Source organism: Streptomyces sp. A0958 (genome assembly GCF_004795035.1).
Taxonomy (GTDB): domain Bacteria; phylum Actinomycetota; class Actinomycetes; order Streptomycetales; family Streptomycetaceae; genus Streptomyces.
In genome coordinates this window covers 1-22,252 of the sequence record NZ_SSBK01000033.1, presented here as the reverse complement: position 1 = coordinate 22,252, position 22,252 = coordinate 1, and the positions used below count along the sequence as shown (strand labels likewise).

General features: G+C 70.4%; 16 protein-coding genes and 2 pseudogenes. 3 read left to right on the top strand and 15 right to left on the bottom strand.

The window, feature by feature from the left end; translation table 11 throughout:
• Positions 1-15: 15 nt before the first annotated feature.
• Positions 16-215: pseudogene (locus tag E6P78_RS33615) on the bottom strand (NAD-dependent deacetylase); the annotation flags it as partial.
• Positions 216-309: 94 nt separating this feature from the next.
• A pseudogene (locus tag E6P78_RS25910) lies at positions 310-800 on the bottom strand (NUDIX hydrolase).
• Positions 801-950: 150 nt separating this feature from the next.
• On the opposite strand from E6P78_RS25910, the gene E6P78_RS25905 reads away from it, so the two are divergent.
• Positions 951-2,066 carry a glycerate kinase gene (locus tag E6P78_RS25905; RefSeq protein WP_136206060.1) on the top strand — a complete coding sequence of 372 codons (1,116 nt, stop codon included), beginning with the start codon at positions 951-953 and terminating at the stop codon, positions 2,064-2,066.
• Between the two features lie 410 nt (positions 2,067-2,476).
• Here the strand turns inward: E6P78_RS25905 and E6P78_RS25895 are convergent, their stop codons facing one another.
• The 11 genes from E6P78_RS25895 to E6P78_RS25845 form a co-directional block, all read right to left on the bottom strand.
• Entirely contained in the window at positions 2,477-4,855 is a 2,379-nt protein-coding gene (locus tag E6P78_RS25895) for a discoidin domain-containing protein (RefSeq protein ID WP_136206058.1), read from the bottom strand.
• Positions 4,856-5,175: 320 nt separating this feature from the next.
• Positions 5,176-5,994, bottom strand: a complete 819-nt coding sequence (gene pssA, locus E6P78_RS25890; RefSeq protein WP_206307914.1) for a CDP-diacylglycerol--serine O-phosphatidyltransferase — start codon at positions 5,992-5,994, stop codon at positions 5,176-5,178.
• A 22-nt stretch (positions 5,995-6,016) separates the two neighbouring features.
• Positions 6,017-6,664, bottom strand: coding sequence for a phosphatidylserine decarboxylase (locus tag E6P78_RS25885; protein WP_136206057.1), 648 nt, complete (start codon positions 6,662-6,664; stop codon positions 6,017-6,019).
• A 181-nt stretch (positions 6,665-6,845) separates the two neighbouring features.
• On the bottom strand, positions 6,846-8,051 hold the full coding sequence (locus tag E6P78_RS25880) for an acyl-CoA dehydrogenase family protein (protein WP_136206056.1): 1,206 nt from the start codon (positions 8,049-8,051) through the stop codon (positions 6,846-6,848).
• A 2-nt stretch (positions 8,052-8,053) separates the two neighbouring features.
• The gene (locus tag E6P78_RS25875) at positions 8,054-8,581 is read right to left on the bottom strand and encodes a MaoC family dehydratase (protein ID WP_136206055.1); all 528 of its coding nucleotides are present in this window, start codon (positions 8,579-8,581) and stop codon (positions 8,054-8,056) included.
• A 1-nt stretch (position 8,582) separates the two neighbouring features.
• A complete protein-coding gene (locus tag E6P78_RS25870; protein WP_136206054.1) occupies positions 8,583-9,602 on the bottom strand; it encodes a CoA ester lyase in 1,020 nt (339 codons plus the stop codon).
• Positions 9,599-11,620 carry a protein meaA gene (locus E6P78_RS25865; RefSeq protein ID WP_136206053.1) on the bottom strand — a complete coding sequence of 674 codons (2,022 nt, stop codon included), beginning with the start codon at positions 11,618-11,620 and terminating at the stop codon, positions 9,599-9,601. Before E6P78_RS25865 ends, E6P78_RS25870 begins: the two co-directional genes overlap by 4 nt.
• Position 11,621: 1 nt before the next feature.
• On the bottom strand, positions 11,622-12,998 hold the full coding sequence (ccrA, locus tag E6P78_RS25860; RefSeq protein ID WP_136206106.1) for a crotonyl-CoA carboxylase/reductase: 1,377 nt from the start codon (positions 12,996-12,998) through the stop codon (positions 11,622-11,624).
• Between the two features lie 407 nt (positions 12,999-13,405).
• On the bottom strand, positions 13,406-14,218 hold the full coding sequence (locus tag E6P78_RS25855; protein WP_168712702.1) for a GNAT family N-acetyltransferase: 813 nt from the start codon (positions 14,216-14,218) through the stop codon (positions 13,406-13,408).
• 54 nt (positions 14,219-14,272) lie between these two features.
• Positions 14,273-15,088 (bottom strand): TetR family transcriptional regulator, encoded by an 816-nt coding sequence (locus E6P78_RS25850; RefSeq protein ID WP_136206052.1) that lies wholly within the window; start codon positions 15,086-15,088, stop codon positions 14,273-14,275.
• Between the two features lie 91 nt (positions 15,089-15,179).
• Complete coding sequence (locus E6P78_RS25845; protein WP_136206051.1) at positions 15,180-16,961, bottom strand: 3-hydroxyacyl-CoA dehydrogenase; 1,782 nt, start codon at positions 16,959-16,961, stop codon at positions 15,180-15,182.
• 370 nt (positions 16,962-17,331) lie between these two features.
• On the opposite strand from E6P78_RS25845, the gene E6P78_RS25840 reads away from it, so the two are divergent.
• A complete protein-coding gene (locus E6P78_RS25840; protein ID WP_136206050.1) occupies positions 17,332-17,904 on the top strand; it encodes an adenylosuccinate lyase in 573 nt (190 codons plus the stop codon).
• A gap of 54 nt (positions 17,905-17,958) precedes the next feature.
• Here E6P78_RS25840 and E6P78_RS25835 read toward each other — a convergent pair whose 3' ends face one another.
• Together E6P78_RS25835 and E6P78_RS25830 are read right to left on the bottom strand one after the other, a co-directional pair.
• Positions 17,959-19,548 (bottom strand): alpha/beta hydrolase, encoded by a 1,590-nt coding sequence (locus E6P78_RS25835; protein WP_136206049.1) that lies wholly within the window; start codon positions 19,546-19,548, stop codon positions 17,959-17,961.
• A gap of 132 nt (positions 19,549-19,680) precedes the next feature.
• Positions 19,681-20,520, bottom strand: a complete 840-nt coding sequence (locus tag E6P78_RS25830) for a radical SAM protein (RefSeq protein WP_240799378.1) — start codon at positions 20,518-20,520, stop codon at positions 19,681-19,683.
• Here E6P78_RS25830 and E6P78_RS25825 point away from each other — a divergent pair.
• Positions 20,519-21,922, top strand: coding sequence for a hypothetical protein (locus E6P78_RS25825; RefSeq protein WP_136206048.1), 1,404 nt, complete (start codon positions 20,519-20,521; stop codon positions 21,920-21,922). The genes E6P78_RS25830 and E6P78_RS25825 overlap by 2 nt on opposite strands.
• Positions 21,923-22,252: the final 330 nt, after the last annotated feature.

Sequence of the window (22,252 nt, the reverse complement as noted above, 5' to 3'; positions counted from 1 at the left end):
CCGGCGGCCCGGGCTTCACGCCCCGGCCCTCACCCCCGCCTCCTTCGCCAGGCGGTCGAGCAGCGCGGGCAGCGCCGTACCGATCGGTTCCCTGATCGTCTCCCGCGCCAACGCGTCGGCGGGGTCGGCTCGGCGTTCACCACGATCAGCCGCGCCCCGTGCTCGGCCGCCATCCAGGCCGGCGCGGCGGCGGGCTGGGCCTGGAGCGTCGTTCCACGCCGCCGTGGTGCGACGCATCTGCCAGGAGCGGCGGCGGAGACCGGGCCACGGGACCAACACGGCTGACCGGGACCGGCGGGCGGCCCGCCCTCAGCCGACCGGGCGGCCGTCCTCCAGCTCCACGGCGCCCGCGCCGGACTCCAGCGCCCTCAGCGCCGCGTGCACCCGCCGGCCGCGCGCACCGGTCAGGTAGCGGTCGAGCTCCGCCGGCTCCACGAGCTTCCACGACAGCAGCTCCGGCTCCTGGAGCCGGATCGCCTTCAGCTGCTCCTCGTCCAGGACGCCGCCGTCGTACACGTAGGCCACGATCGGCGGCCGGCCGCTGCCCCGCGCCCAGTCGATGGCGAGGAGCCGGCCCGGCTCCACGTCGAGGCCGATCTCCTCCAGCGACTCGCGCCGCGCACCCTGCCGCGGGCTCTCCCCGTCCGCCGACTCGACCGTGCCGCCGGGCAGCGTCCAGTGCTCCCGGTAGTTCGGTTCGACGACCAGGACCCCCCCGAGGCGTCGCGGAAGACGCAGGCCGCGCCCACGAGGACCTTGGGGAGACCGGCGATGTACGTGGCGTAGTCATGAGTGGTCACGCAGGCAGCGTAGCGGCGAGGCACCGGGTGGCGGGGCGGGTCCAGGGCACGGACACCCCATGGGCAGGGAGGGGGTGCTGCGGATAGGGTCGGGGCGGCGCGACTGCCTGTTCGAAAGCAAAGGGAATCAAGGTGACGGACGGAGCAGTGATGGAGACCGCACGCGTGCTCGTCGCGGCGGACAAGTTCAAGGGCTCGCTCACGGCCGTGCAGGTCGCCGAGCGGGTGACGGCCGGGCTGCGGCGCGTCGTCCCCGACGTGCGGGTGGAGACCCTGCCCGTGGCGGACGGCGGCGACGGCACGGTGGCCGCGGCGGTGGCCGCCGGCTTCGAACGCCGCGAGGCGCGCGTGACCGGCCCGCTGGGCGACCCGGTGACCGCCGCCTATGCGGTGCGCGGCACCACCGCGGTGGTCGAGATGGCCGAGGCGTCCGGCCTCCAGCACCTGCCCGAGGGCGTGTTCGCGCCGCTCACGGCCACCACGTACGGCTCCGGCGAACTGCTGCTCGCCGCGGTCGAAGCCGGGGCGCGGACCATCGTCTTCGGGGTCGGCGGCAGTGCGACCACGGACGGCGGGGCCGGCATGCTGGCCGCGCTCGGCGCGCGCTTCCTCGACGCGGACGGCAAGCCGGTCGGTCCGGGCGGCGGCGGCCTCGCCGACCTCGCCGATGCGGATTTCTCCGGGCTCGACCCGAGGCTGAAGGGGATCGACCTGATCCTCGCCAGCGACGTCGACAACCCGCTGACCGGCCCGAAGGGCGCGCCCGAGGTCTACGGGCGCCAGAAGGGTGCCACCGAGGCGGACATCGCGGTGCTCGACGCGGCGCTCGCCCACTACGCCTCCCTGCTGGGGCCGGAGCAGGCTGAGTCGCCGGGCGCCGGGGCGGCGGGCGGCATCGGGTACGGGGCGCTCGTCGCACTCGGTGCGCGGTTCCGGCCCGGGATCGAGGTCATGCTCGATGTCCTCGGCTTCGCGCCGGCGCTGGAGCGGGCCACGTTCGTCATCACCGGTGAGGGCTCCCTCGACGCCCAGACCCTCCACGGCAAGGCCCCGGCCGGTGTCGCTGCGGCGGCCCGCGCGGCGGGCATCGACGTCGTCGCGGTCTGCGGCCGCCTGGCGCTGGCCCCCGAGGCGCTGGGGCGCGCGGGCATCCGCCGCGCGTACGCCCTGACGGAGCTGGAGCCGGACCCGGCGGTGTGCATGGCCCAGGCGGGCCCGCTGCTGGAACGGGTCGCGGAGTCGATCGCGCGGGACTTTTTGCGCTGAGGCGTTCCCCTACGCGCTGAGGCGTTCCCCCACCCGCCCCTTCCCGAAACCGGGGCTCCGCCAGACCCCGCGCCCCAAACGCCGGCGAGGCCGGCAGTTGCCCCGCGCGGTGATCTGCAAGCCACTCCGACGATTGAGGAGCCGGTTAAGGCAAGGGGCGGGTAGGGGACAAGCCCGCCGCAGGCGCCCCGCCCCCGCTCTGCGCCCGCACTTCTCGGACCCGGCCGCGCCCTCCACCCGGGAGAGCGTGATCATGAAGCCGGACGACAAGATCCCCGGCGGTCCGAAGGTGGTTCGGCCGGCCGAGGCCGCGGCGGCGAGGTCCTACACCGTCGGATGGACCTTCTTGCGCGGATGGCCGACGGGCGGCACGCATCGCGCGTGCCGCCCGCCGGTCCTCCGTGTGCCGGTCAGCTGGTGTAGGCCTCCAGTTCCGAGAGCTGCGCGGCCGGCCAGCCGGTGTTGGCGGTGAACGTCAGCCGCAGATAGCGGGCCGACGTGCCGGGCAGGGTGACGGTCGCCTTGTTGCCGCTCGACGGGTTGAAGGTGTAGCCCGCGGAGCCCTTCAGCGAGCCGTAGGTGTTGTTGTCGGTGCTGCCGGACACGCTGAGCGTCTGCGTGCGGGTGGCCCAGGCGGCTGCCGGGGGCAGCTTCAGGACCAGCCGCTTGACGGCCTTCGCGGCGCCGAGGTCCACGGTGATGGTCTGCGGGAAGGCGTTGTTGGTGCTCTCCCAGTAGGTGTCCGCGTTGCCGTCGACCGCGTTGGACGCGCCGTACACGTCCGCGTGGCCGGACTCGGTGACGTTACGGCCCTGGGCGAGGTTGCCCGTCTCGGCCGGCGGGTCGGTCGGGGGGTCCGTCGGGCCGGTCGGGTCGGTCGGCGGGTCCGTGGGGTCGGTCGGGCCGCTGCCGCCGCCCGGCACACCGCCGTTGGTCCACACCGGGGCCGGCCAGACGCCGGTGCAGGCCGGCGGGTCGGCGTACCAGCCGGAGTTCCCGGAGCCCCGGGTGATCTGGAAGCCGCTGCCGACGCAGTTGTGGATCGGGTTGGACTGCGCGATGTGCGTGGCCACGACGTTGTTGAACGTGGCCGTGCCCGGCGCCTGGATCTGGAGCGCGTAGGTACCCGCGCCGTCGATCCTGATGTTGTCGAAGTGCAGCCCGTTGGACGAGCCCTCGATGAGGTGGATCGCGGCGTAGGAGCTGTCGAGTATCTCCGAGTCGGAGATGTTGACCGTGGCGTTGATCGGTTCGTTGAGCCCGCTGAACCAGATCGCGCCGACCCCGAAGTTCCAGTTGTAGTCGCTGTTCCCGGTCCGGATCAGGGTGTTGCGGGCCGCTGTGGTGGTGCCGGAGACGGCCGTGCCCTGACCGGAGTTGACGCCGGGATAGCGGTTGGCGATGTGCAGGCCGCCACCGTTGGAGATGGTGTCCGCCATGACGTTGTCGGAGATGGTGATGTCCTTGCCGCCGTACGTGACGATGTTGTTGGCGAGGATCGGAAGGATCACGGTGTTGAACGTGAACTTGTTCTTCACGTTCGGGATGTTCTCCGCCCACATCGCCAGACCGTCGTCACCCGTGTTGCGGACGAAGGTGTTGGTGACCGTGGAGTTGGTGACGCCGTAGTGGAAGTTCACGCCGTCGGCGGTCTGGTCCAGGATGCGGCTGTTCTTGATGGTGAAGTTGTCCATCGGGCCGTCCATCCAGGCGCCGCACTTGGTGTGCTGCATCCAGACGTTGTCGACGGTCGAGTTCGACAGGGCCCCGCCGATGGCGTTGACCTGGTCGTTGTCCTCCCGCTCCCGGATGTCGCCGATGATGGCGAAGTCCTTGAGCGTGACGTTGCTGCTGCCGCCGTCCCCGGCGTACTTGCCGTAGACGCCGACTGCCTTGCTCCGGTTCGACGGGTCGCGCCCGGTCAGCACGGAGTACCAGGGACCGGCGCCGCGCAGTGTCACCTTGTCCACGATGATGTGGTCGCGGACCTGGAAGGTGCCCTGCGGGATGTAGACCTCCTTGCCCTGCGCCTTGCCCGCGTCGACGGCCGCCTGGATCTTGGCGGTCGAGTCGGCGGCCCCGGTGGGGTCGGCCCCGAAGTCGGCGACGACGTCGAGCGCGCCCGAGGGCTTCGCGGTGGGCGCGGCCACCTGCTCGAAGTCCGCCAGGTCGATGGTGAACGACGGTGAGGCCGAGGTCGAGGAGACCTGGAGCCGGACCTTCGTACCGGCCGGGAGGGTCGACCCGAACATGGTCCGGGCCTCGTCGTAGAAGTGGTGCGGGTTCGTGTCGCCCGGGTTGTTGTTGAACGGGTAGCCGCCGTAGTACCAGCCGTACTTGGAAGTGACCGGCACCGCCTTGGGCGAGGCGCCGTTCACCCGTACGTCGATCGAGGCGTCCCGGCCCGTGCCGGCGGCGTTGTCCGGCAGCGAGTACCGGAAGGACATCGCGTTGGCCGGTGCGGTGAGCGTGAACTCCACGTACTCACCGACCGCGTCCAGCGTCACGGCCTGCCGGCCCGAGGCCTCGGAGGGCAGCGTGCCGTAGAGGCGGTTCGGGCCGATCAGTGTGCCGTTGGTGGCCGCGTACTCGGCCTCCTGTTCCGTGAACGGGACGGTCGCGCCGCGGCCGGGAACCGCGAGCGGCGAGGGGGCGGGCACACCGGCCGCCTGGGCGGCCGGTGCGCTGGACAGAACCACGGCGGCTGCTGTGCCGAACGCGGCGAGTGCCAGGGAGAGCGAGGCGGACATGGACCGCCTGAGCAGGGGGCGTCGGGGTGGTGAAGTCACGTCGAAGTCGTCCTTGCGGCTCGTGGGGGCTCTTCGGACGTCCCACAGGCTAGGAGTACCTTCGCAAGGAAGTCCACGGCGCTGCGCAAGAATTCGCTCTGACAACTAAAATTAGTGACGTAAACCTGTGAAAAATGTGTGCTGTGCGGGGGTTGAGGGGGAATCACCGGCCTGTCCTTCCCGAGAGGCGCAAGCGCTTACGGCTCGGGGCGCCGGCATCGCCGGAACGCATGAGGGCTCGGAAGGCACTGCGGCCCGCAACGCACGAGGGCCCGGATGCCTGTCGGCATCCGGGCCCTCGTGTCCGTCGTACGGCGGGGTTACGGCAGCTGCGCCGCCCGTGCCTCGCGCCGGTTGTCGCGGAAGGTGTTCACGCGGCGGGCGGTCGCGAAGAGCGGGATGACCGCACCCAGGACCACCTGGAGCGCGCAGCCGGTCTGCAGGAGCAGCTGGCCGCCGGGGGCGTCGAACGCCCACGCCGCCAGGAGCCCCATCGCGGCCACGATCCAGCCGAGCATCGCCACCGCGAGGACGCCCCGCGGCTTCGGGTACTCGACCCGGCTGACCATCAGCCACGCCACCCCGATGATCGCGAGCAGCGTGGGAACGAAGGGCAGCTCCAGGAGCACGATCGAGATGACCGTGAGCGCTCCGAAGGGGCTCGGCATGCCCTGGAACATGCCGTCCTTCATGGTCACGCAGGAGAACCGCGCAAGCCTGAGCACCACCGCCAGCAGCACCACGATCGCCGCGAGCGCCGAGACCCGCTGGTGTGCGTCGTCCGCGACCATGCCGTACACGAGGACGAAGTACGCCGGGGCGAGCCCGAAGCTGATGAGGTCCGAGAGGTTGTCCAGCTCGGCGCCCATCGGCGAGGAACGCAGCTTGCGGGCCACGAGCCCGTCGAACAGGTCGAAGACCGCTGCCATGAGCATGAGGATCACGGCGGTGGCAGCGGAGTGGCGCGCCATGCCGCTCTCGTCGCTGCCCGTGAGGTGCGGGATGAGGATGCCCGTGGTGGTGAAGTACACGGCCATGAACCCGCACGTGGCGTTACCGAGGGTGAGGGTGTCCGCTATCGACAGCCGCATCGAGAGCGGCATGTCCTCGGCGTCGTCCCCGTCCTCGGCCTCCGGCACCCAGCCGGCCTGTGTATCGGGATCAATCACGGTCAATGCGAGTCACCCCCGCGGTGGTGGCCTGGCCGACCTCGACCGCGACGTCCACACCTTCCGGAAGGTAGATGTCGACGCGCGAGCCGAAACGGATCAGCCCGATGCGCTCGCCCCGCTCCACCTTCGTGCCCTGCGGGATGTAGGGGACGATGCGACGGGCGACAGCACCCGCGATCTGCACCATCTCGATGTCACCCAGTTCGGTGTCGAAGTGCCAGACAACGCGCTCGTTGTTCTCGCTCTCCTTGTTGAACGCGGGGACGAAGCCACCGGGCACGTGCTCGACCGACGTCACCGTGCCGGCCAGCGGCGCGCGGTTGACGTGGACGTTCAGCGGGCTCATGAAGATCGCGACGCGGGTGCGTCCGTCCTTCCACGGCATGATGCTCTGCACCACGCCGTCGGCCGGTGAGATGACGCGACCCCGGGTGATCTCGCGCTCCGGGTCGCGGAAGAACCAGAGCATGCCCGCCGCGAGCGCGGTGGTGGGCACGGCGACCGCCGCCCAGCGTCCGGACCGGCGGGCGCGGGTCAGGCTGAGGGCGGCGGTGGCGACGGTCGGCAGGAGCCACGGCGAAGCTCCGCGTGCGATGCGGACCCCGCCGCGTGAGGCAGAGGTATGGCTGTCGGGCATGGATGACCTTCGTAGCGGATGAGGCCGCGCTGGCAACGGGGGACGGCGGCTGTTCCGGCGATGTTATCGGTTGCTGGCCGCAACTGGGCAAGCCAGCAGCCGAGTCGGACGTCTGGAAGGCACCGGTTGAGGATGACAGGGTGTGATCTTCTTCGCGGTTAAATCGCCGCGAAAGGGACAATCAACCCTGGAAACGGTACTCCTCGAGGAGTCGGCGCCCGATGATCATTTTCTGGATCTCGGCGGTACCTTCGCCGATAAGCAGCATCGGGGCCTCCCGGTAGAGGCGCTCGATCTCGTACTCCTTGGAGAAGCCGTAGCCGCCGTGGATACGGAAGGCGTCCTCGACGACTTCCTTGCAGTACTCGGAGGCGAGGTACTTCGCCATCCCTGCCTCCAGGTCGTTTCGCTCCCCGGAGTCCTTTTTGCGCGCTGCGTTTACCATCATCGCATGGGCGGCCTCGACCTTGGTGGCCATTTCGGCCAGCTTGAACTGGATGGCCTGGTGCTGCGCGATGGGCTTTCCGAAGGTCTCGCGCTGCTGTGCGTAGGAAACGCCCAGTTCAAACGCACGCTGTGCGACGCCGCAGCCACGGGCCGCCACATTCACGCGGCCGACCTCCACCCCGTCCATCATTTGGTAAAACCCTCGGCCGGTGGTGCCGCCGAGTACACGATTGGCCGGAATGCGCAGTCCGTCCATGATGAGCTCGGTGGTGTCGACCCCCTTGTAACCCATCTTGTCGATCTTGCCGGGGATGGTGAGCCCGGGCCGGACCTCGCCGAAGCCGGGCTCCTTCTCCACCAGGAACGTGGTCATCGACTTGTGCGGGGCCGTGCCCTCGGGGTGTCCTTCGTCACTCCGGCACAGGACGGCGACCAGTGAGGACGTGCCGCCGTTCGTCAGCCACATCTTCTGGCCGTTCAGGACGTACTCCTCGCCGTCCCTGACGCCCTTGGAGCTGATCGCCGAGACGTCCGAACCCAGCGCCGGCTCGGACATCGAGAACGCGCCCCGCACCTCGCCCAGCGCCATCCGGGGCAGGAAGGTGTCCTTCTGCTCCTGGGTGCCGTGCTGCTTGAGCATGTAGGCCACGATGAAGTGGGTGTTGATGATGCCCGACACGCTCATCCAGCCCCGGGCGATCTCCTCCACGCACAGTGCGTAGGTGAGCAGCGACTCGCCCAGACCGCCGTACTCCTCGGGAATCATCAGCCCGAACAGGCCGAGTTCCTTGAGCCCTTCCACGATCTCGGCCGGGTACTCGTCGCGGTGCTCCAGCTGGGTCGCGACCGGAATGATCTCCTTGTCGACGAAATCCCGGACCGTGGAGAGGATCTCCTGCTGGACGTCGCTGAGGCCGGCCGTCTGGGCGAGTCGCGTCATGGCTACTTCTCCACGTTCTTCTGCGAAGGCTGGTTCAGCTCCGGGCGGCCGGGCTGCTCCCCGCCCCGCTCCTTGATGTACGTCCCGGTGGGGACCATGACCTTGCGGCGGAACACGCAGACCAGCGTGCCGTCCTGCTTGTAGCCCTTGGTCTCCACATAAACGATTCCGCGGTCGCTCTTGGACCTCGACGGGGTCTTGTCCAGGACGGTCGTCTCGCCGTAGACGGTGTCGCCGTGGAAGGTCGGCGCGACGTGCTTCAGCGACTCGACCTCCAGGTTGGCGATGGCCTTTCCGGAGACGTCCGGCACCGACATGCCGAGCAGCAGCGAGTAGATGTAGTTGCCGACGACGACGTTCCTGCCGAAATCGGTGGTCTTCTCCGCGTAGTTGCTGTCCATGTGCAGCGGGTGATGATTCATGGTCAGCAGGCAGAAGAGGTGGTCGTCGTATTCGGTGACGGTCTTTCCGGGCCAGTGCTTGTAGACCGCACCGACCTCGAATTCCTCGTAAGTGCGTCCGAACTGCATATCAGGCCTCCGGCGCTTCGAACTTGGAGGTGCGCTGCATGCCGGCCGCCCGGCCCTTGCCCGCGACGACCAGGGCCATCTTGCGGCTGGCCTCGTCGATCATCTCGTCGCCGAGCATCGCCGAGCCCTTCTTGCCGCCCTCCTCGGAGGTGCACCAGTCGTAGGCGTCCAGGATCAGCTCGGCGTGGTCGTAGTCCTCCTGCGAGGGCGAGAACACCTCGTTCGCCGCGTCGACCTGACCCGGGTGCAGCACCCACTTGCCGTCGAAGCCGAGCGCCGCGGCGCGGCCGGCGACCTCTCGGTAGGCGTCCACGTCGCGGATCTGCAGGAAGGGGCCGTCGATCGCCTGGAGGTCGTGCGTACGGGCCGCCATCAGGATGCGCATCAGGATGTAGTGGTAGGCGTCCGCCGGGTAGCCGGGCGGCTGCTGGCCGACGACCAGCGTCTTCATGTTGATCGACGCCATGAAGTCGGCCGGGCCGAAGATCAGCGTCTCCAGACGGGGCGACGCGGCGCCGATCTCGTCGATGTTGACGAGGCCCTTGGCGTTCTCGATCTGCGCCTCGATGCCGATCCTCCCGACCTCGAAGCCCATCGTCTTCTCGATCTGGGTGAGCAGCAGGTCCAGCGCGACGACCTGCTGGGCGTCCTGCACCTTCGGCAGCATGATGCAGTCGAGGTTCTGCCCCGCGCCCTCGACGACCGTGATGACGTCGCGGTACGTCCAGTGCGTCGTCCAGTCGTTGACCCGCACGACCCGGGTCTTGCCCGTCCAGTCGCCGTTGTTCAGCGCGTCGACGATGGTGTGGCGGGCGCCCTCCTTGGCGAGCGGGGCGCAGGCGTCCTCCAGGTCCAGGAACACCTGGTCGGCCGGGAGGCCCTGGGCCTTCTCCAGGAACCGCGGGTTCGAGCCGGGCACGGCCAGACACGAGCGGCGCGGGCGCAGGCGGGAGGTGCCGTCCCGCAGGGACGTCTCTTGAGGGTCGTGGTGGGAGACGGGCGGGCGGTTGGCGGCAGTCATGCGGGGACCTCCAGAGGGTCGAGCTTGTTCGCTTTCCGGATCTCGTCGACGATACGGCCGATGATCTCCGTGATACCGAAGTCCTTCGGGGTGAACACGGCGGCGACACCCGCCCTGATCAGCGCCTCGGCATCGGCCGGGGGGATGATGCCGCCGGCGATCACCGGGATGTCGCCGGCGCCGGTGCGGCGCAGCCGGGTCAGCACGTCCGGCACCAGCTCGGCGTGCGAGCCGGACAGGATGGACAGGCCGACGCAGTGCACGTCCTCGGCGACGGCGGCCGAGACGATCTGTTCGGGCGTGAGGCGGATGCCCTGGTAGACGACCTCGAAGCCCGCGTCACGGGCGCGCACCGCGATCTGCTCGGCGCCGTTGGAGTGCCCGTCCAGGCCGGGCTTGCCGACCAGCAGACGCAGCCGGCCGACACCCAGGTCGTCCGCGGTCCGCGCGGCCTTCTCGCGTACGAGGGCCAGCGGCGAGCCCTCCTCGGCCGTCACCGCGACCGGGGCGGACGACACCCCGGTCGGTGCCCGGAACTCGCCGAAGACGTCCCGCAGCGCCCAGGACCACTCGCCGGTGGTGACCCCGGCGCGGGCGCACTCGACGGTCGCCTCCATCAGGTTCTCGGTGCCTGCCGCGGCCTTCTTCAGCGCGGCCAGCGCCTCGGTGGCGCGGGGCTCGTCGCGGTTGTCGCGCCACTCGTGGAGGGCTGCGACGACCCTGGCCTCGTTCGCCGGGTCGACCGTCATGATCGCCCCGTCGAGGTCGGCGGTGAGCGGGTTGGGCTCGGTCGTCTCGTACACGTTGACGCCGACGATCTTCTCGTCGCCGCCCTCGATCCGGGCCCGCCGCTCGGCGTGCGAGGAGACCAGCTCCGACTTGAGGTAGCCGGACTCGACGGCCGCCATGGCGCCGCCCATCCGCTCGATCCGGTCCATCTCGGCGAGCGAGTCGGTGACCAACTCGTCGACCTTGGCCTCGACGACGTGCGAGCCGGCGAAGATGTCCTCGTACTCCAGCAGGTCGCTCTCGTGGGCCAGGACCTGCTGGATGCGCAGCGACCACTGCTGGTCCCAGGGCCGGGGGAGCCCCAGCGCCTCGTTCCAGGCGGGCAGTTGCACGGCACGGGCGCGGGCGTCCTTGGAGAGGGTCACGGCCAGCATCTCCAGCACGATGCGCTGGACGTTGTTCTCCGGCTGCGCCTCCGTCAGGCCGAGCGAGTTGACCTGGACGCCGTAGCGGAACCGGCGCTGCTTGGCCTCCGTGATGCCGTAGCGCTCGCGGGTGACCCGGTCCCAGATGCGGCCGAAGGCGCGCATCTTGCACATCTCCTCGATGAAGCGGACGCCCGCGTTCACGAAGAACGAGATCCGCGCGACCACGGCCCCGAACTTCTCCTCGGGCACCTGCCCTGAGTCGCGCACCGCGTCGAGGACGGCGATGGCCGTCGACATCGCGTACGCGATCTCCTGGACCGGGGTGGCCCCCGCCTCCTGGAGGTGGTAGCTGCAGATGTTGATCGGGTTCCACTTGGGGATGTGGTTGACCGTGTACGTGATCATGTCGGTGGTCAGCCGCAGGGAGGGTCCGGGCGGGAAGACGTGCGTCCCGCGCGAGAGGTACTCCTTGACGATGTCGTTCTGCGTGGTGCCCTGGAGTCTGCCGAGGGCCTCCCCATCAAGTCCTTGCTCCTCTGCGACGACCTGGTAGAGCGCCAGCAGCCACATGGCGGTGGCGTTGATCGTCATCGAGGTGTTCATCTGCTCCAGGGGGATGTCCTGGAACAGCCGGCGCATGTCGCCGAGGTGGGACACGGGCACGCCGACCCGGCCGACCTCGCCGCGAGCCAGGATGTGGTCGGGGTCGTACCCCGTCTGGGTCGGCAGGTCGAAGGCGACCGACAGACCCGTCTGGCCCTTGGCGAGGTTGCGCCGGTAGAGCTCGTTGGACGCCTCGGCCGTGGAGTGCCCGGCGTACGTCCGCATGAGCCAGGGGCGGTCCTTCTGACGGCCACCCATGTCACACGTTCCGGCTGGGCTCGATGGTCCGCTCCGCCGGCGCGTCACGGAACAGGTTGATGGCGTCGAGGTGCTTCTCGCGCGTCTCCTCGTCGCGCACGCCCATGCCCTCGCGCGGCGCCAGTGCCAGGACGCCGACCTTGCCCTGGTGGAGGTTGCGGTGCACGTCGTACGCGGCCTGGCCGGTGTCGTCCAGGGAGTAGACCTTGGAGAGCGTCGGGTGGATCTTCCCCTTGGCGATCAGGCGGTTGGCCTCCCACGCCTCGCGGTAGTTGGCGAAGTGCGAGCCGATGATGCGCTTGAGCGACATCCACAGGTAGCGGTTGTCGTACTCGTGGGTGTAGCCCGAGGTCGAGGCGCAGGTGACGATCGTGCCGCCCTTGCGGGTCACGTAGACACTCGCGCCGAACGTCTCGCGGCCCGGGTGCTCGAAGACGATGTCCACGTCCTCGCCGCCGGTCAGCTCGCGGATGCGCTTGCCGAACCGCTTCCACTCGCGCGGGTCCTGGTTCTGCTCGTCCTTCCAGAACCTGTAGCCCTCGGCGTTGCGGTCGATGATCGCCTCGGCGCCCATCCTCCGGCAGATCTCCGCCTTCTGGTCGCTGGAGACGACGCAGATCGGGTTGGCGCCGCCGGCCAGCGCGAACTGCGTGGCGTAGGAGCCGAGGCCGCCGCTCGCGCCCCAGATCAGCACGTTGTCGCCCTGCTTCATGCCGGCGCCGTTGCGCGAGACGAGCTGGCGGTACGCGGTGGAGTTGACGAGCCCGGGAGCCGCCGCCTCCTCCCAGCTGAGGTGGTCCGGCTTCGGCATCAGCTGGTTGGACTTGACGAGTGCGAGCTCTGCCAGGCCGCCGAAGTTGGTCTCGAAGCCCCAGATGCGCTGCTCCGGGTCGAGCATCGTGTCGTTGTGGCCGTCCGAGGACTCCAGTTCGACCGAGAGGCAGTGCGCGACGACCTCGTCACCGGGCTTCCAGGCGTTGACGCCGGGGCCGGTGCGCAGGACGACGCCCGCCAGGTCGGAGCCGATGACGTGGTAGGGCAGATCGTGGCGCTTGGTGAGCTCGCTGACCCTGCCGTACCGCTCCAGGAAGCCGAAGGTCGAGACCGGCTCGAAGATCGAGGTCCAGACGGAGTTGTAGTTCACCGAGCTGGCCATGACCGCGACCAGGGCCTCGCCCGGACCGAGCTCGGGCACCGGCACGTCCTCCACGTGGAGGGACTTGCGCGGGTCCTTCTCGCGGCTGTCGACCCCGGCGAACATCTCCGCCTCGTCCTTGTGCACGGTGACCGCGCGGTACGACTCGGGGATGGGCAGCGCCGCGAAGTCCGCGGCGGTGACCGCGGCGGAGCCGCTCTTCGCTTCGGTCTGTGACTGGATCGCGTCCAGGATTTCCTTCACGGGTGCCTCCGGCGGATGGGGTCTCCCCTGCTCGAGCGAAGTCGAGAGCTTGGGGAAGCGTTGAGGGAACGCTGAGGGGTCCCTGAGAACAGGGGGGACGGGTCTGGAGGTGTGCCGTCGGTTCGGCTGGGTGGTGCTTGCTTGCTCTGTGGAGCAGAAGGGTTGCCTGGTGACGCAGGCGCCCGGGCGCGCAGGCACGTGGCTTGCGGGGACAGCCGGCGTACGTGAGATCCCAGCACGCCGGCCGCCCGGACGCCTTCAACGTATGGCACTGCGTGACAGCTGACAAGGCACTCGGTGCCAGTAATTTCCCTCAATTGTCAGTCGACCGCCACGCATGAGCAACAGGGGGAGTGGTATGAGGCGGTATGCCCCTGTCTGTTCGGTCAGGGGCGGACGGGGCGATACACGTACGGGGTCGTGGTGGTCAGCGCCGTGAATCCGAGCCGCTGGAGAATGGGGCGGCTGTCCTCGGTCGCGTCGACCTGGAGATACCGATAGCCGCGCTCCGCCGCCACGCCCGCCCGGAAGGCCACCAGCGCCCGGTAGACGCCCCGCCCGCGCCACGCCGCCACCGTGCCCCCGCCCCACAGCCCCGCGAAGCCCGTGCCTGGGTACAGCTCCATCCGGGCCGAGCTCACCGGCTCGTCGCCCGCCATGGCCAGCACCCCCACGAAATGCGCCGGGTCCTCCCTCAGCCGGGCCAGCACCTGGTGGCGCAGCCGCGACCAGTCGGAGCCGAAGGCCCGCTCATGGGCGCGCGCCATCAGCTCCACATCGGCCTCGTCGCGCACGGCCCGCAGCCTGATCCCCTCCGGGAGCCGTACGGCCGCGGCCAGGTCCGCCACCGGCGCCACGAGCAGGGTCTCCGGCTCCCGCGCCTCGAAGCCGGCCGCCAGCAGCCGCGCCCCGAGGTCGTCGGGCCGGTCGTGCCCGTAGAGTTTCCACTCGAACTCCTCGCGGCCCAGCCGCTCGCAGTGCGCCACCTGGGAGGCGATCGCCGCGTCCGCCCGGGAGGCGTCCAGATCCGGCGAGGACCACACCACCCCGTTCCAGTCGTGGGCGGCCCCCACCTGCCGTACGACGTCACCGGCGCGTTCGACGCGGACGCCGGGGCCGTCGGGCCGGGCGTGCTCGCGCATCTCGCGGTCGAAGACGGCGAGGAGCCGGGCGCGGTCGGATGTCACATGATCGTTCATCCGCACACCCCAGCACCGGGGCCCCGCCCCGGCAACCGGGTTTCCCGGCCCGGCTCAGCGCTCCTTCAGGGCCTGCTGGATCGTCCGCATCACTTCGTCCAGGGGCGCGTCCGTACGGGCCACCGCGACCAGCACCTCGCCCTGGGTCTGCACCGAGGCGGCCGGCGGCTTCGCGGGCTCGGCCCCGGCTGTCCGGCCCGCGCCGATCCCCGTCCCGAACGTGTCGCGGACGATGGCGAAGGCCTGGTCGAGCTGCGCCTCCACATCGCCCTGCCCGTCCGCCCGCAGCCAGCGGCGCAGCACGTGGTTGTGCGCGGTGACGACGGCGGACGCGGCGACCTCGGCCAGCAGCGGGTCGTCGTTGCCGGGGTGGTGGTCGCGCTCGTCGAAGTGGCCCAGCAGATAACGGGTGAACAGCCGCTCGTAGCGGGCCACCGAGGCGATCTCCGCCTGCCGCAGGGTCGGCACCTCGCGGGTCAGCTTGTAACGGGCCACGGAGACGGCGGGCTTGGCCGCGTACATCCGCATGACTTCCTTGATGCCCCGGCACACCGTGTCGAGCGGATGCTCGTGCGCGGGGGCGGCGTTGAGGACCGCCTCGGCCCGCACGAGGGTGTCGTCGTGGTCCGGGAAGATCGCCTCTTCCTTGGAGCGGAAGTGCCGGAAGAAGGTCCGCCGGGCCACGCCCGCCGCACCCGCGATCTCGTCGACCGTGGTGGCTTCGTACCCCTTCGTCGCGAAGAGTTCCATCGCCGCGGCGGCCAGCTCACGGCGCATTTTGAGCCGCTGGGCGGCGGCTCGGGTGCCTGCGGCACTTTCCGGCACGTCGGGCGCGGCGGACACACGGGAGGACCTGGCGGGCTGGGACATGCTGTGAACGTACTGCATCGGTGCAGGAGAGCGCGCCTGCGGGGGCGGGCCGCCCGGAGGGCCGAGCAACCCGCCCCAGCCGGCCCCCTGATCAGCGCCGGGCATATTCGCGGAAGCCGCGCCCCGTCTTGCGGCCGAGGCAGCCCGCGGCCACCAGATGCTCCAGGAGCGGCGCCGGCGCCAGGCCCGGGTCGCGGAACTCGCTGTGCAGCACCTTCTCGATCGCCAGCGAGACATCGAGGCCGACCACGTCCAGCAGTTCGAACGGGCCCATCGGGTAGCCGCCGCCCAGCTTCATCGCGGCGTCGATGTCGTCGAGGGACGCGTAGTGCTCCTCGACCATCTTGATCGCGTTGTTGAGGTACGGGAACAGCAGCGCGTTCACGATGAAACCGGCCCGGTCCCCGCAGTCCACCGGGTGCTTGCGCACCTTCAGGCACACCTCGTGGACCGTCGCGTGCACGTCGTCGGCGGTGAGCACCGTACGCACGACCTCGACCAGCTTCATCGCGGGCGCCGGGTTGAAGAAGTGCATCCCGATGACGTCCTCGGGCCGCCCGGTGGCCCTGGCAATGGCCACGACCGGCAGCGAGGAGGTGGTGGTGGCGAGCACCGCGCCCGGCCGGCACACCTTGTCGAGCGTGGCGAACAGCTGCTGCTTGACCGCCAGGTCCTCGGCGACCGCCTCCACGGCGAGGTCCACCCCGGCGAAGGCGTCCAGCGAGCCGGCCGCCGAGATCCTGGCCAGCGTCTCGTCCCGCGCCTCCTCGGTCAGCCGCCCCTTGGTGACCGACCGGTTCAGCGACTTGGCGATCCGGCCCTTGGCGATGTCCGCCTTCTCCTGGCCGCGGGCGGCGAGCACCACGTCGTAACCGGCCTTCGCGAAGACCTCCGCGATGCCCGAGGCCATCGTCCCCGAGCCCGCGACGCCCACCGACCGCACGGTGCGCCCGGCGGACTCCCCGCCGCGGGGGGCGGGCGTCAGCGCGTCCGGCACCACGGTCTGGCTGCCCGGCCCGGCGTACGTGTAGAAGCCGCGGCCCGCCTTGCGGCCGGTCAGCCCGGCCGCGCCGAGCTGGCCGAGGATCGGCGCCGGGGCGTGCAGCCGGTCGTGCGAGGCGGAGTACATCGCCTCCAGGACCGTGCGGGCCGTGTCGATGCCGATCAGGTCCAGCAGGGCCAGCGGGCCCATCGGCAGACCGCAGCCCAGCTTCATCGCCGCGTCGATGTCCTCGCGGGAGGCGTAGTTCGCCTCGTACATCGCGGCGGCCTGGTTGAGGTAGCCGAAGAGCAGACCGTCGGCGACGAACCCCGGCCGGTCGCCGATCGAGACCGGCTCCTTGCCCAGCCGGCGGGCGAGTTCGGTGACGGCCGCGACGGCCGGCGGCGCGGTCAGCACCGAGGAGACCACCTCGACCAGCTTCATCGCGGGCGCCGGGTTGAAGAAGTGCAGGCCGAGCACCCGCTCCGGGTGCTGCGACTCGGCAGCCAGCCGGGTCACCGACAGGGCGTTGGTGCCGGTCGCGAGGATGGTGGTGGGGGAGACGATCGCGTCGAGCTCCCGGAAGACCTGCTGCTTGATCTCGTACGACTCCGGCACGACCTCGATGACCAGCTCCGCGTCGGCGGCGGCCTGGAGGTCGCAGAAGGTGCGGAAGCGGGCGAGCGCGTCGCGCCGCTCCTCCTCGGTGATCCGCCCGCGCTCCACGGCGCGGGCGGTCGACGTCTCCAGGGAGGCGACGGCCCGGCGGGTGGCCGCGTCGTCGACGTCGATGCCGATGACCTCGCGCCCGGAGCGGGCCAGGACCTCGGCGATGCCGGTGCCCATCGTGCCGAGGCCGACGACGGCAATGGTGGAGAGAGGGGTGTCCATCACGGGACTCCAGGGATGAGTGACGACTGAGGGGACGCACGGCGCGCGGCCGATGAGAAGGGCCGATGGGCCCGACCGGCGCATGGTGTGCGGGAGTTGCCTGTCGTGGTGCTCGGCCGCCGGGCGTGGGGCACGCGCCGGGACCGGGAAGGGGCGACGGACTCTGTCCCGGAGTCACGTCTCGCAAAACTGCCGAACCGACGACACTCCGGGTGGCTGCGTCACCAGGCCACCGGAGCCGGCGGGGTAAGTCCCGCTCACCTGAGCTTAACCGGCGAGTAACGAGCGCGCCAGCCCCGCCCGGTTGTGGCCCCCCTCACATCCGCCGACCCCGCCGGCACGCTGCGTGTCCGCCGGTACGCTGACGGTCATGGATGAGGAGTTCCGGTCGCTGACGCACCGGCTGGCCGAAGAGGCGGGGGACTCGGCGGCCTACCGCCGACTGCTCGCCACCGAGGACGACGAGGAACTGGCCCGGGTGCTCGTCGAGCACGAACGCCCCCTGTGGGCACGCGAGGTCGCCGCGTTCCGGCTGGGCTGCGGCGGCGACCCCCGCGCCTTCGAAACCCTCGTGCTCCTGCTCAACCACCGCGACCCCGAGCGCTGCGTCGGCGCCGCCCACGCCCTGGCCCGCCTCGGCGACCCCCGCACGCCGCGCGCCGCCGCCGCGCTCGCCACCAACTCCCTGCGCACCGCCTACGCCCTGCATCCGGTCCGCCTGCTCACCGCCCTGCGCGCCCCCGAGTCCGTACCCGCCCTCGTCACCACCCTGTCCCGGCTGCTGGGCCCGGACGAACCGCACTGGCGGGTCGCGCTGGCCTGCGTCGAGGGCCTGGGCAGCCTCGGCGACGACCGGGCCCGCCCGGTCCTGGAGGCCGCGCTGCCTCGCCCCCGCCTGGCGGACGCGGCCCGCGACGCGCTCAGCCGGCTGCCGGCGCCATGAGCGAAGGGGCGCACGCGGTCTCTCCGCGCACGCCCCTCGGGGCTGTCCCGTCGGTCAGCCCCGGAAACCCAGCAGCCCGTGCAGGGCGCTGCCCCGGTCCCCGGCCGGCCGGGGCGCCGGCCGGGCCGACTTGGCGGTCTCCGGCTCCGGATCGGGGGTCTTCGCGCAGACCGCGTCCACGTCACCGCGGCCGGCGCGGGGCACGGTGCCCTTGGCCAGGTAGTCCGCCAGGTACCGGTCCAGGCAGGCGTTGCCGCTCAGTGTGATGCCGTGGTTGGCGCCGCCCTGCTCGACCACCAGGCGCGAACCGCGAAGCTTGCGGTGCAGGGTCACGCCGCCCTCGTACGGGGTCGCCGCGTCGTCGGTCGCCTGGAACAGCAGCACCGGGGGCAGCTCGTGGTTGGAGACCCGCACCGGGTTCAGCGGCTCCACCGGCCAGTCGGCGCACGGCGCGTTGTACCAGGTGTTGCCCCAGGCCATGAACGGCGCCTTGCCGTGCACCCGCCAGGTGTCGCTGCGCCAGACGTTCCAGTCGCGCGGCCAGGAGGCGTCCCGGCACTGCACCGCGGTGTAGACCGCGTACCCGTTGTCGCCGTCCGCGTCCACCGCGGCGAACCGCTCGAACGCCTCGGTCAGCGGCTTCTCGTCCTTGTCGTTCGCATAGGCGGCGAACGCCTCGGCCAGCACCGGCCAGTAGCCGTTGTAGTAGCCGCCCGGCAGGAAGGTGTCGTCCAGCTCGCCCGCGCCGACCTTCCCGCCCGCCGGACGCTTCTTCACCGCGTCCCGCATCCGGTACCAGGCGGCCTCGACCCTCGCCGGGTCGCTGCCGAGGTGGTAGGTGCCGTCGTACTTCGCGACCCAGGCGGCGAACGCCTTGTGCCGGGTGTCGAACGCGTAGTCCTGGGCGAGGTTGTCGTCGTACCAGACGCCGTCCGGGTCGACGTTCGAGTCGAGGACCAGGCGCCGGACGCGGTCCGGGAACAGCTTGGCGTAGACCGCGCCGAGATACGTGCCGTAGGAGTACCCGAAGTAGTTGAGCTGCCGTGCGCCGGTCGCACGCCGGATCACGTCGAGGTCCTTGGCCGCGCTCACCGTGTCCATGTACGGGAGCAGGTCCGGGTACTTCTCGCCGCAGGCGGCCGCGAAGTCACGGGCGCGGTTCCGGTTGACCCGCTCGCCCCCGAGGGACTGCGGCACCGGGTCGGGTCGCACCGGGTCGAAGTACCCGGGCAGGCAGTCCAGGGCCGGCCGGCTCTTCCCGACGCCGCGCGGGTCGAACCCGATCACGTCGTACTGGGCGGCCACCGCCTTCGGCAGCGAGGCGGCGACGAAACCGGCCATCGACAGGCCGCTGCCGCCGGGGCCGCCCGGATTGACCAGCAGCGGGCCCTGGAAGGTCTTCGAGGTGTGCGGAACCCGGGTCAGGGCGAGGGTGACCATGCGGCCCGCCGGGTCGTCGTGGTCGAGCGGGGAGCGCACCGTCGCGCACTGGAGCGTCGGGTACGACTTCGTCGCGCAGTCCTTCCAGTCGACCGGCGCGGTGCGCGGCGTGCCGGTGTCCGCCGTCGCCGGGGACGGGGCGGCGGTCACCAGACCGGCGACCGTCGCCCCGACGGCGAGCAGCATTCCTGGACGGTTCGTCATATGGCCTCCCGTGGTGGGGGATCACGGCTGCGCGGGACGCAGCCCCCGCCGGATGTTCCCCGCATTCGGGGACGGAAGGACCTGTCGGGGTGAGAGATGACCCGTTTGCCCCCGCGCTCGGGCGGCGCCGGTTCAGAGCAGGGTCAGCTGGGTGGGCTCCGAGCCGTCCAGCGGGGGCCGCGGTTCGCGCCGGGGGAGGTGGCGGGCGGTGCCGCGGTGCGAGGGCCCGATGCCGTACTCGGCCGCCAGCTCGTGGACGTGCCGGGTGATGCGGCGCTGGTACCAGGTGGGTGCGTAGGCGCCGTCCGCGTACAGCCGCTCGTAGCGCCGCACCAGGTGCGGGTGGTGGTGGCCCAGCCACTCCATGAACCACTCCCGGGCGCCGGGCCGCAGATGCAGGACGAGCGGGGTCACCGAGGTCGCCCCGGCGGCGGCGATCGCCCGGACCGTCGCCCGCAGCTGGTCGGGGCTGTCGCCGAGGTGGGGGATGACCGGCGCCATCAGCACCCCGCAGCCGATGCCGTGCTCGCTCAGCGCGCGGACGACGTCGAGGCGGCGCTCCGGCGAGGGCGTGCCGGGCTCCACGGTCCGCCACAGCTCGGGGTCGACGAAGCCCACCGAGACCGAGACGCCGACCTCCGTGACCTCGGCGGCCTGCCGCAGCAGCTCCAGGTCGCGCAGGATCAGGGTGCCCTTCGTCAGGATGGAGAAGGGGTTCGCGTGGTCGCGCAGGGCGGTCAGGATGCCGGGCATCAGCCGGTAGCGGCCCTCCGCCCGCTGGTAGCAGTCGACGTTGGTGCCCATCGCGATGTGCGCGCCGTGCCAGCGCGGCGAGGCGATCTCGCGGCGGACCAGCTCGGGGGCGTTGACCTTGACGACGATCTGCGAGTCGAAGCCGAGCCCGGTGTCGAGGTCGAGATAGCTGTGGGTCTTGCGGGCGAAGCAGTAGACGCAGGCGTCCTGGCACTCCATGAACGGTGACTCGGGTAATGTCACTAAGTCCGACTGGTTCGGGAACGAGAACGGCATCCACGGCTATCCCGACGCGAGTTTGTCCGACTGCGGCTACGGCATCGCCCAGGTCACGACCGGAATGGACGGGTCGTACCCCGATCCGCTGGACACCCTGCACGCCGGCGCCGTCACTACGGACTACGCGGCGAACATCGCCGCGGGCCTGCGTATCCTGGGCGAGAAGTGGAACCAGCTCAAGGACATGGGCATGAGCGCCAACAGTGGCAGCTCGGCCTACATCGAGAACTGGTACATGGCGCTGTGGGGCTACAATTCCGGTGTCTACACCAGCAGTGTCAACGGCGGCCTGGGTTTCTTCAACAACCCGATTAACCCGAGCTATCCCGCCGACCGGAAGGCGTTCCTGCGCTACAGCTATGACGACGCCTCGCGCCCCGGCGAGTGGAACTACCCGGAAAAGATCCTCGGCTGGGCAGAAGTCCCGCAGCTGACCTGGAACGGCGAAGCCTCGTACGCCAAGCCCGACATGCCGTTGAGTGCTCTCAAGACTCCCCCGTACGACACCTTCTGCGACTCGTCCAATGCGTGCGATCCGGCCGCGGCGGACCCCTGCCCCAGCTGGAACAACCTGTGTTACTGGGGCAAGGGCGTGGAATGGATAGGCGCGCAGAGCAGCAGTAACTCCAGCACCGAGAAACTCAGTTATTCGCTCGGATCGGGGGAACCCGAACTCCAGAGCAAGTACGATCACGGCTCGTGCAGCGACTACCCGAGCGTCTACAGTAGGGCCATCATCGTCGATGATCTCGGAGATCACGAGAACACCTACGATTGCGGAGACTTCGAGGCGTACCAGGACGGCAAGTTCACCCTCCAGGTAGGTGACAACATCACCACACGGCGGAATGACGGCAGTTTCCGTGCCACTCCCTACATCGCCAATATCGACCTTCACCAGCTCGGCGCGGGGTTCGACCGCCACGTGTACTTCACGCACAGCTACGACTACGGGGAGGTCTTCCATCAGGTCACCGGCCGGTGGCAGGTCCATCCGGCGTCGCTGCCTTCCGGCGACCAGTCCGGCGAGCGCTTCAAGGTCTTTGTCCACTTGCCCAGTCATGGCGCGGAAGCGACCGTCCGGTACGACTTCATCCCGGGCGACAATACGGCCGGCGCCCAGGCCGACTACTGCAATATCAACCAGGGAACGCGCAGTGCGGGCGGGGAGACCTGGTTCGAGATGGGCACCTTCAGCTTCTGGAGGGGCGGCCGGATCGAGATGGACAACATCCAGAAGGGCGGCACCGGGGACGACAACGTGGTGTTCGACGCGATCGCCTTCGTTCCGTTCAACCGCGCCGACCCCGGCGCGTGCGCCCTCGTCGATGGTGGCCTGTGAGGCGCGCCCTCCGCGTTCCCGTCGTGCTGATGACCGTTGTCATCGTCGCGGCGGGAGCCGCCTCCTGTAGCCAGGACAGCCCAGGACCACCACCGGCGTCCCGGCATTCGAAGGCCGCAGCGCCCGAGCCCGAGCCATCCAAGACATGGACTGCGCCGCGTGCCGCTGATCTGCCGAAGCACGCGGTTGCCGGCAACGAGCGGCCTAGCCTCAATACCAGTGACTTAAGGATCTCGGCTGGTAGGGTGCCTGTTCAGGAGGTGCCGGGATGCCACGCCCTGGACAGGTCAAGCCGGAAACGGACGAGCGGTTGTCGGACCGGATCGCGAT

Bases quoted from the DNA above. Each gene is read 5' to 3' on its own strand.
- E6P78_RS25905 (WP_136206060.1), top strand. From the start codon at position 951: ATGGAGACCGCACGCGTGCTCGTCGCGGCGGACAAGTTCAAGGGCTCG.
- E6P78_RS25885 (WP_136206057.1), bottom strand. From the start codon at position 6,664: ATGCCCGACAGCCATACCTCTGCCTCACGCGGCGGGGTCCGCATCGCA.
- E6P78_RS25880 (WP_136206056.1), bottom strand. From the start codon at position 8,051: ATGACGCGACTCGCCCAGACGGCCGGCCTCAGCGACGTCCAGCAGGAG.
- E6P78_RS25875 (WP_136206055.1), bottom strand. From the start codon at position 8,581: ATGCAGTTCGGACGCACTTACGAGGAATTCGAGGTCGGTGCGGTCTAC.
- E6P78_RS25870 (WP_136206054.1), bottom strand. From the start codon at position 9,602: ATGACTGCCGCCAACCGCCCGCCCGTCTCCCACCACGACCCTCAAGAG.
- E6P78_RS25865 (WP_136206053.1), bottom strand. From the start codon at position 11,620: ATGGGTGGCCGTCAGAAGGACCGCCCCTGGCTCATGCGGACGTACGCC.
- E6P78_RS25855 (WP_168712702.1), bottom strand. From the start codon at position 14,218: ATGAACGATCATGTGACATCCGACCGCGCCCGGCTCCTCGCCGTCTTC.
- E6P78_RS25850 (WP_136206052.1), bottom strand. From the start codon at position 15,088: ATGTCCCAGCCCGCCAGGTCCTCCCGTGTGTCCGCCGCGCCCGACGTG.
- E6P78_RS25845 (WP_136206051.1), bottom strand. From the start codon at position 16,961: ATGGACACCCCTCTCTCCACCATTGCCGTCGTCGGCCTCGGCACGATG.
- E6P78_RS25840 (WP_136206050.1), top strand. From the start codon at position 17,332: ATGGATGAGGAGTTCCGGTCGCTGACGCACCGGCTGGCCGAAGAGGCG.
- E6P78_RS25835 (WP_136206049.1), bottom strand. From the start codon at position 19,548: ATGACGAACCGTCCAGGAATGCTGCTCGCCGTCGGGGCGACGGTCGCC.
- E6P78_RS25825 (WP_136206048.1), top strand. From the start codon at position 20,519: ATGAACGGTGACTCGGGTAATGTCACTAAGTCCGACTGGTTCGGGAAC.
- E6P78_RS25830 (WP_240799378.1), bottom strand. From the start codon at position 20,520: ATGGAGTGCCAGGACGCCTGCGTCTACTGCTTCGCCCGCAAGACCCAC.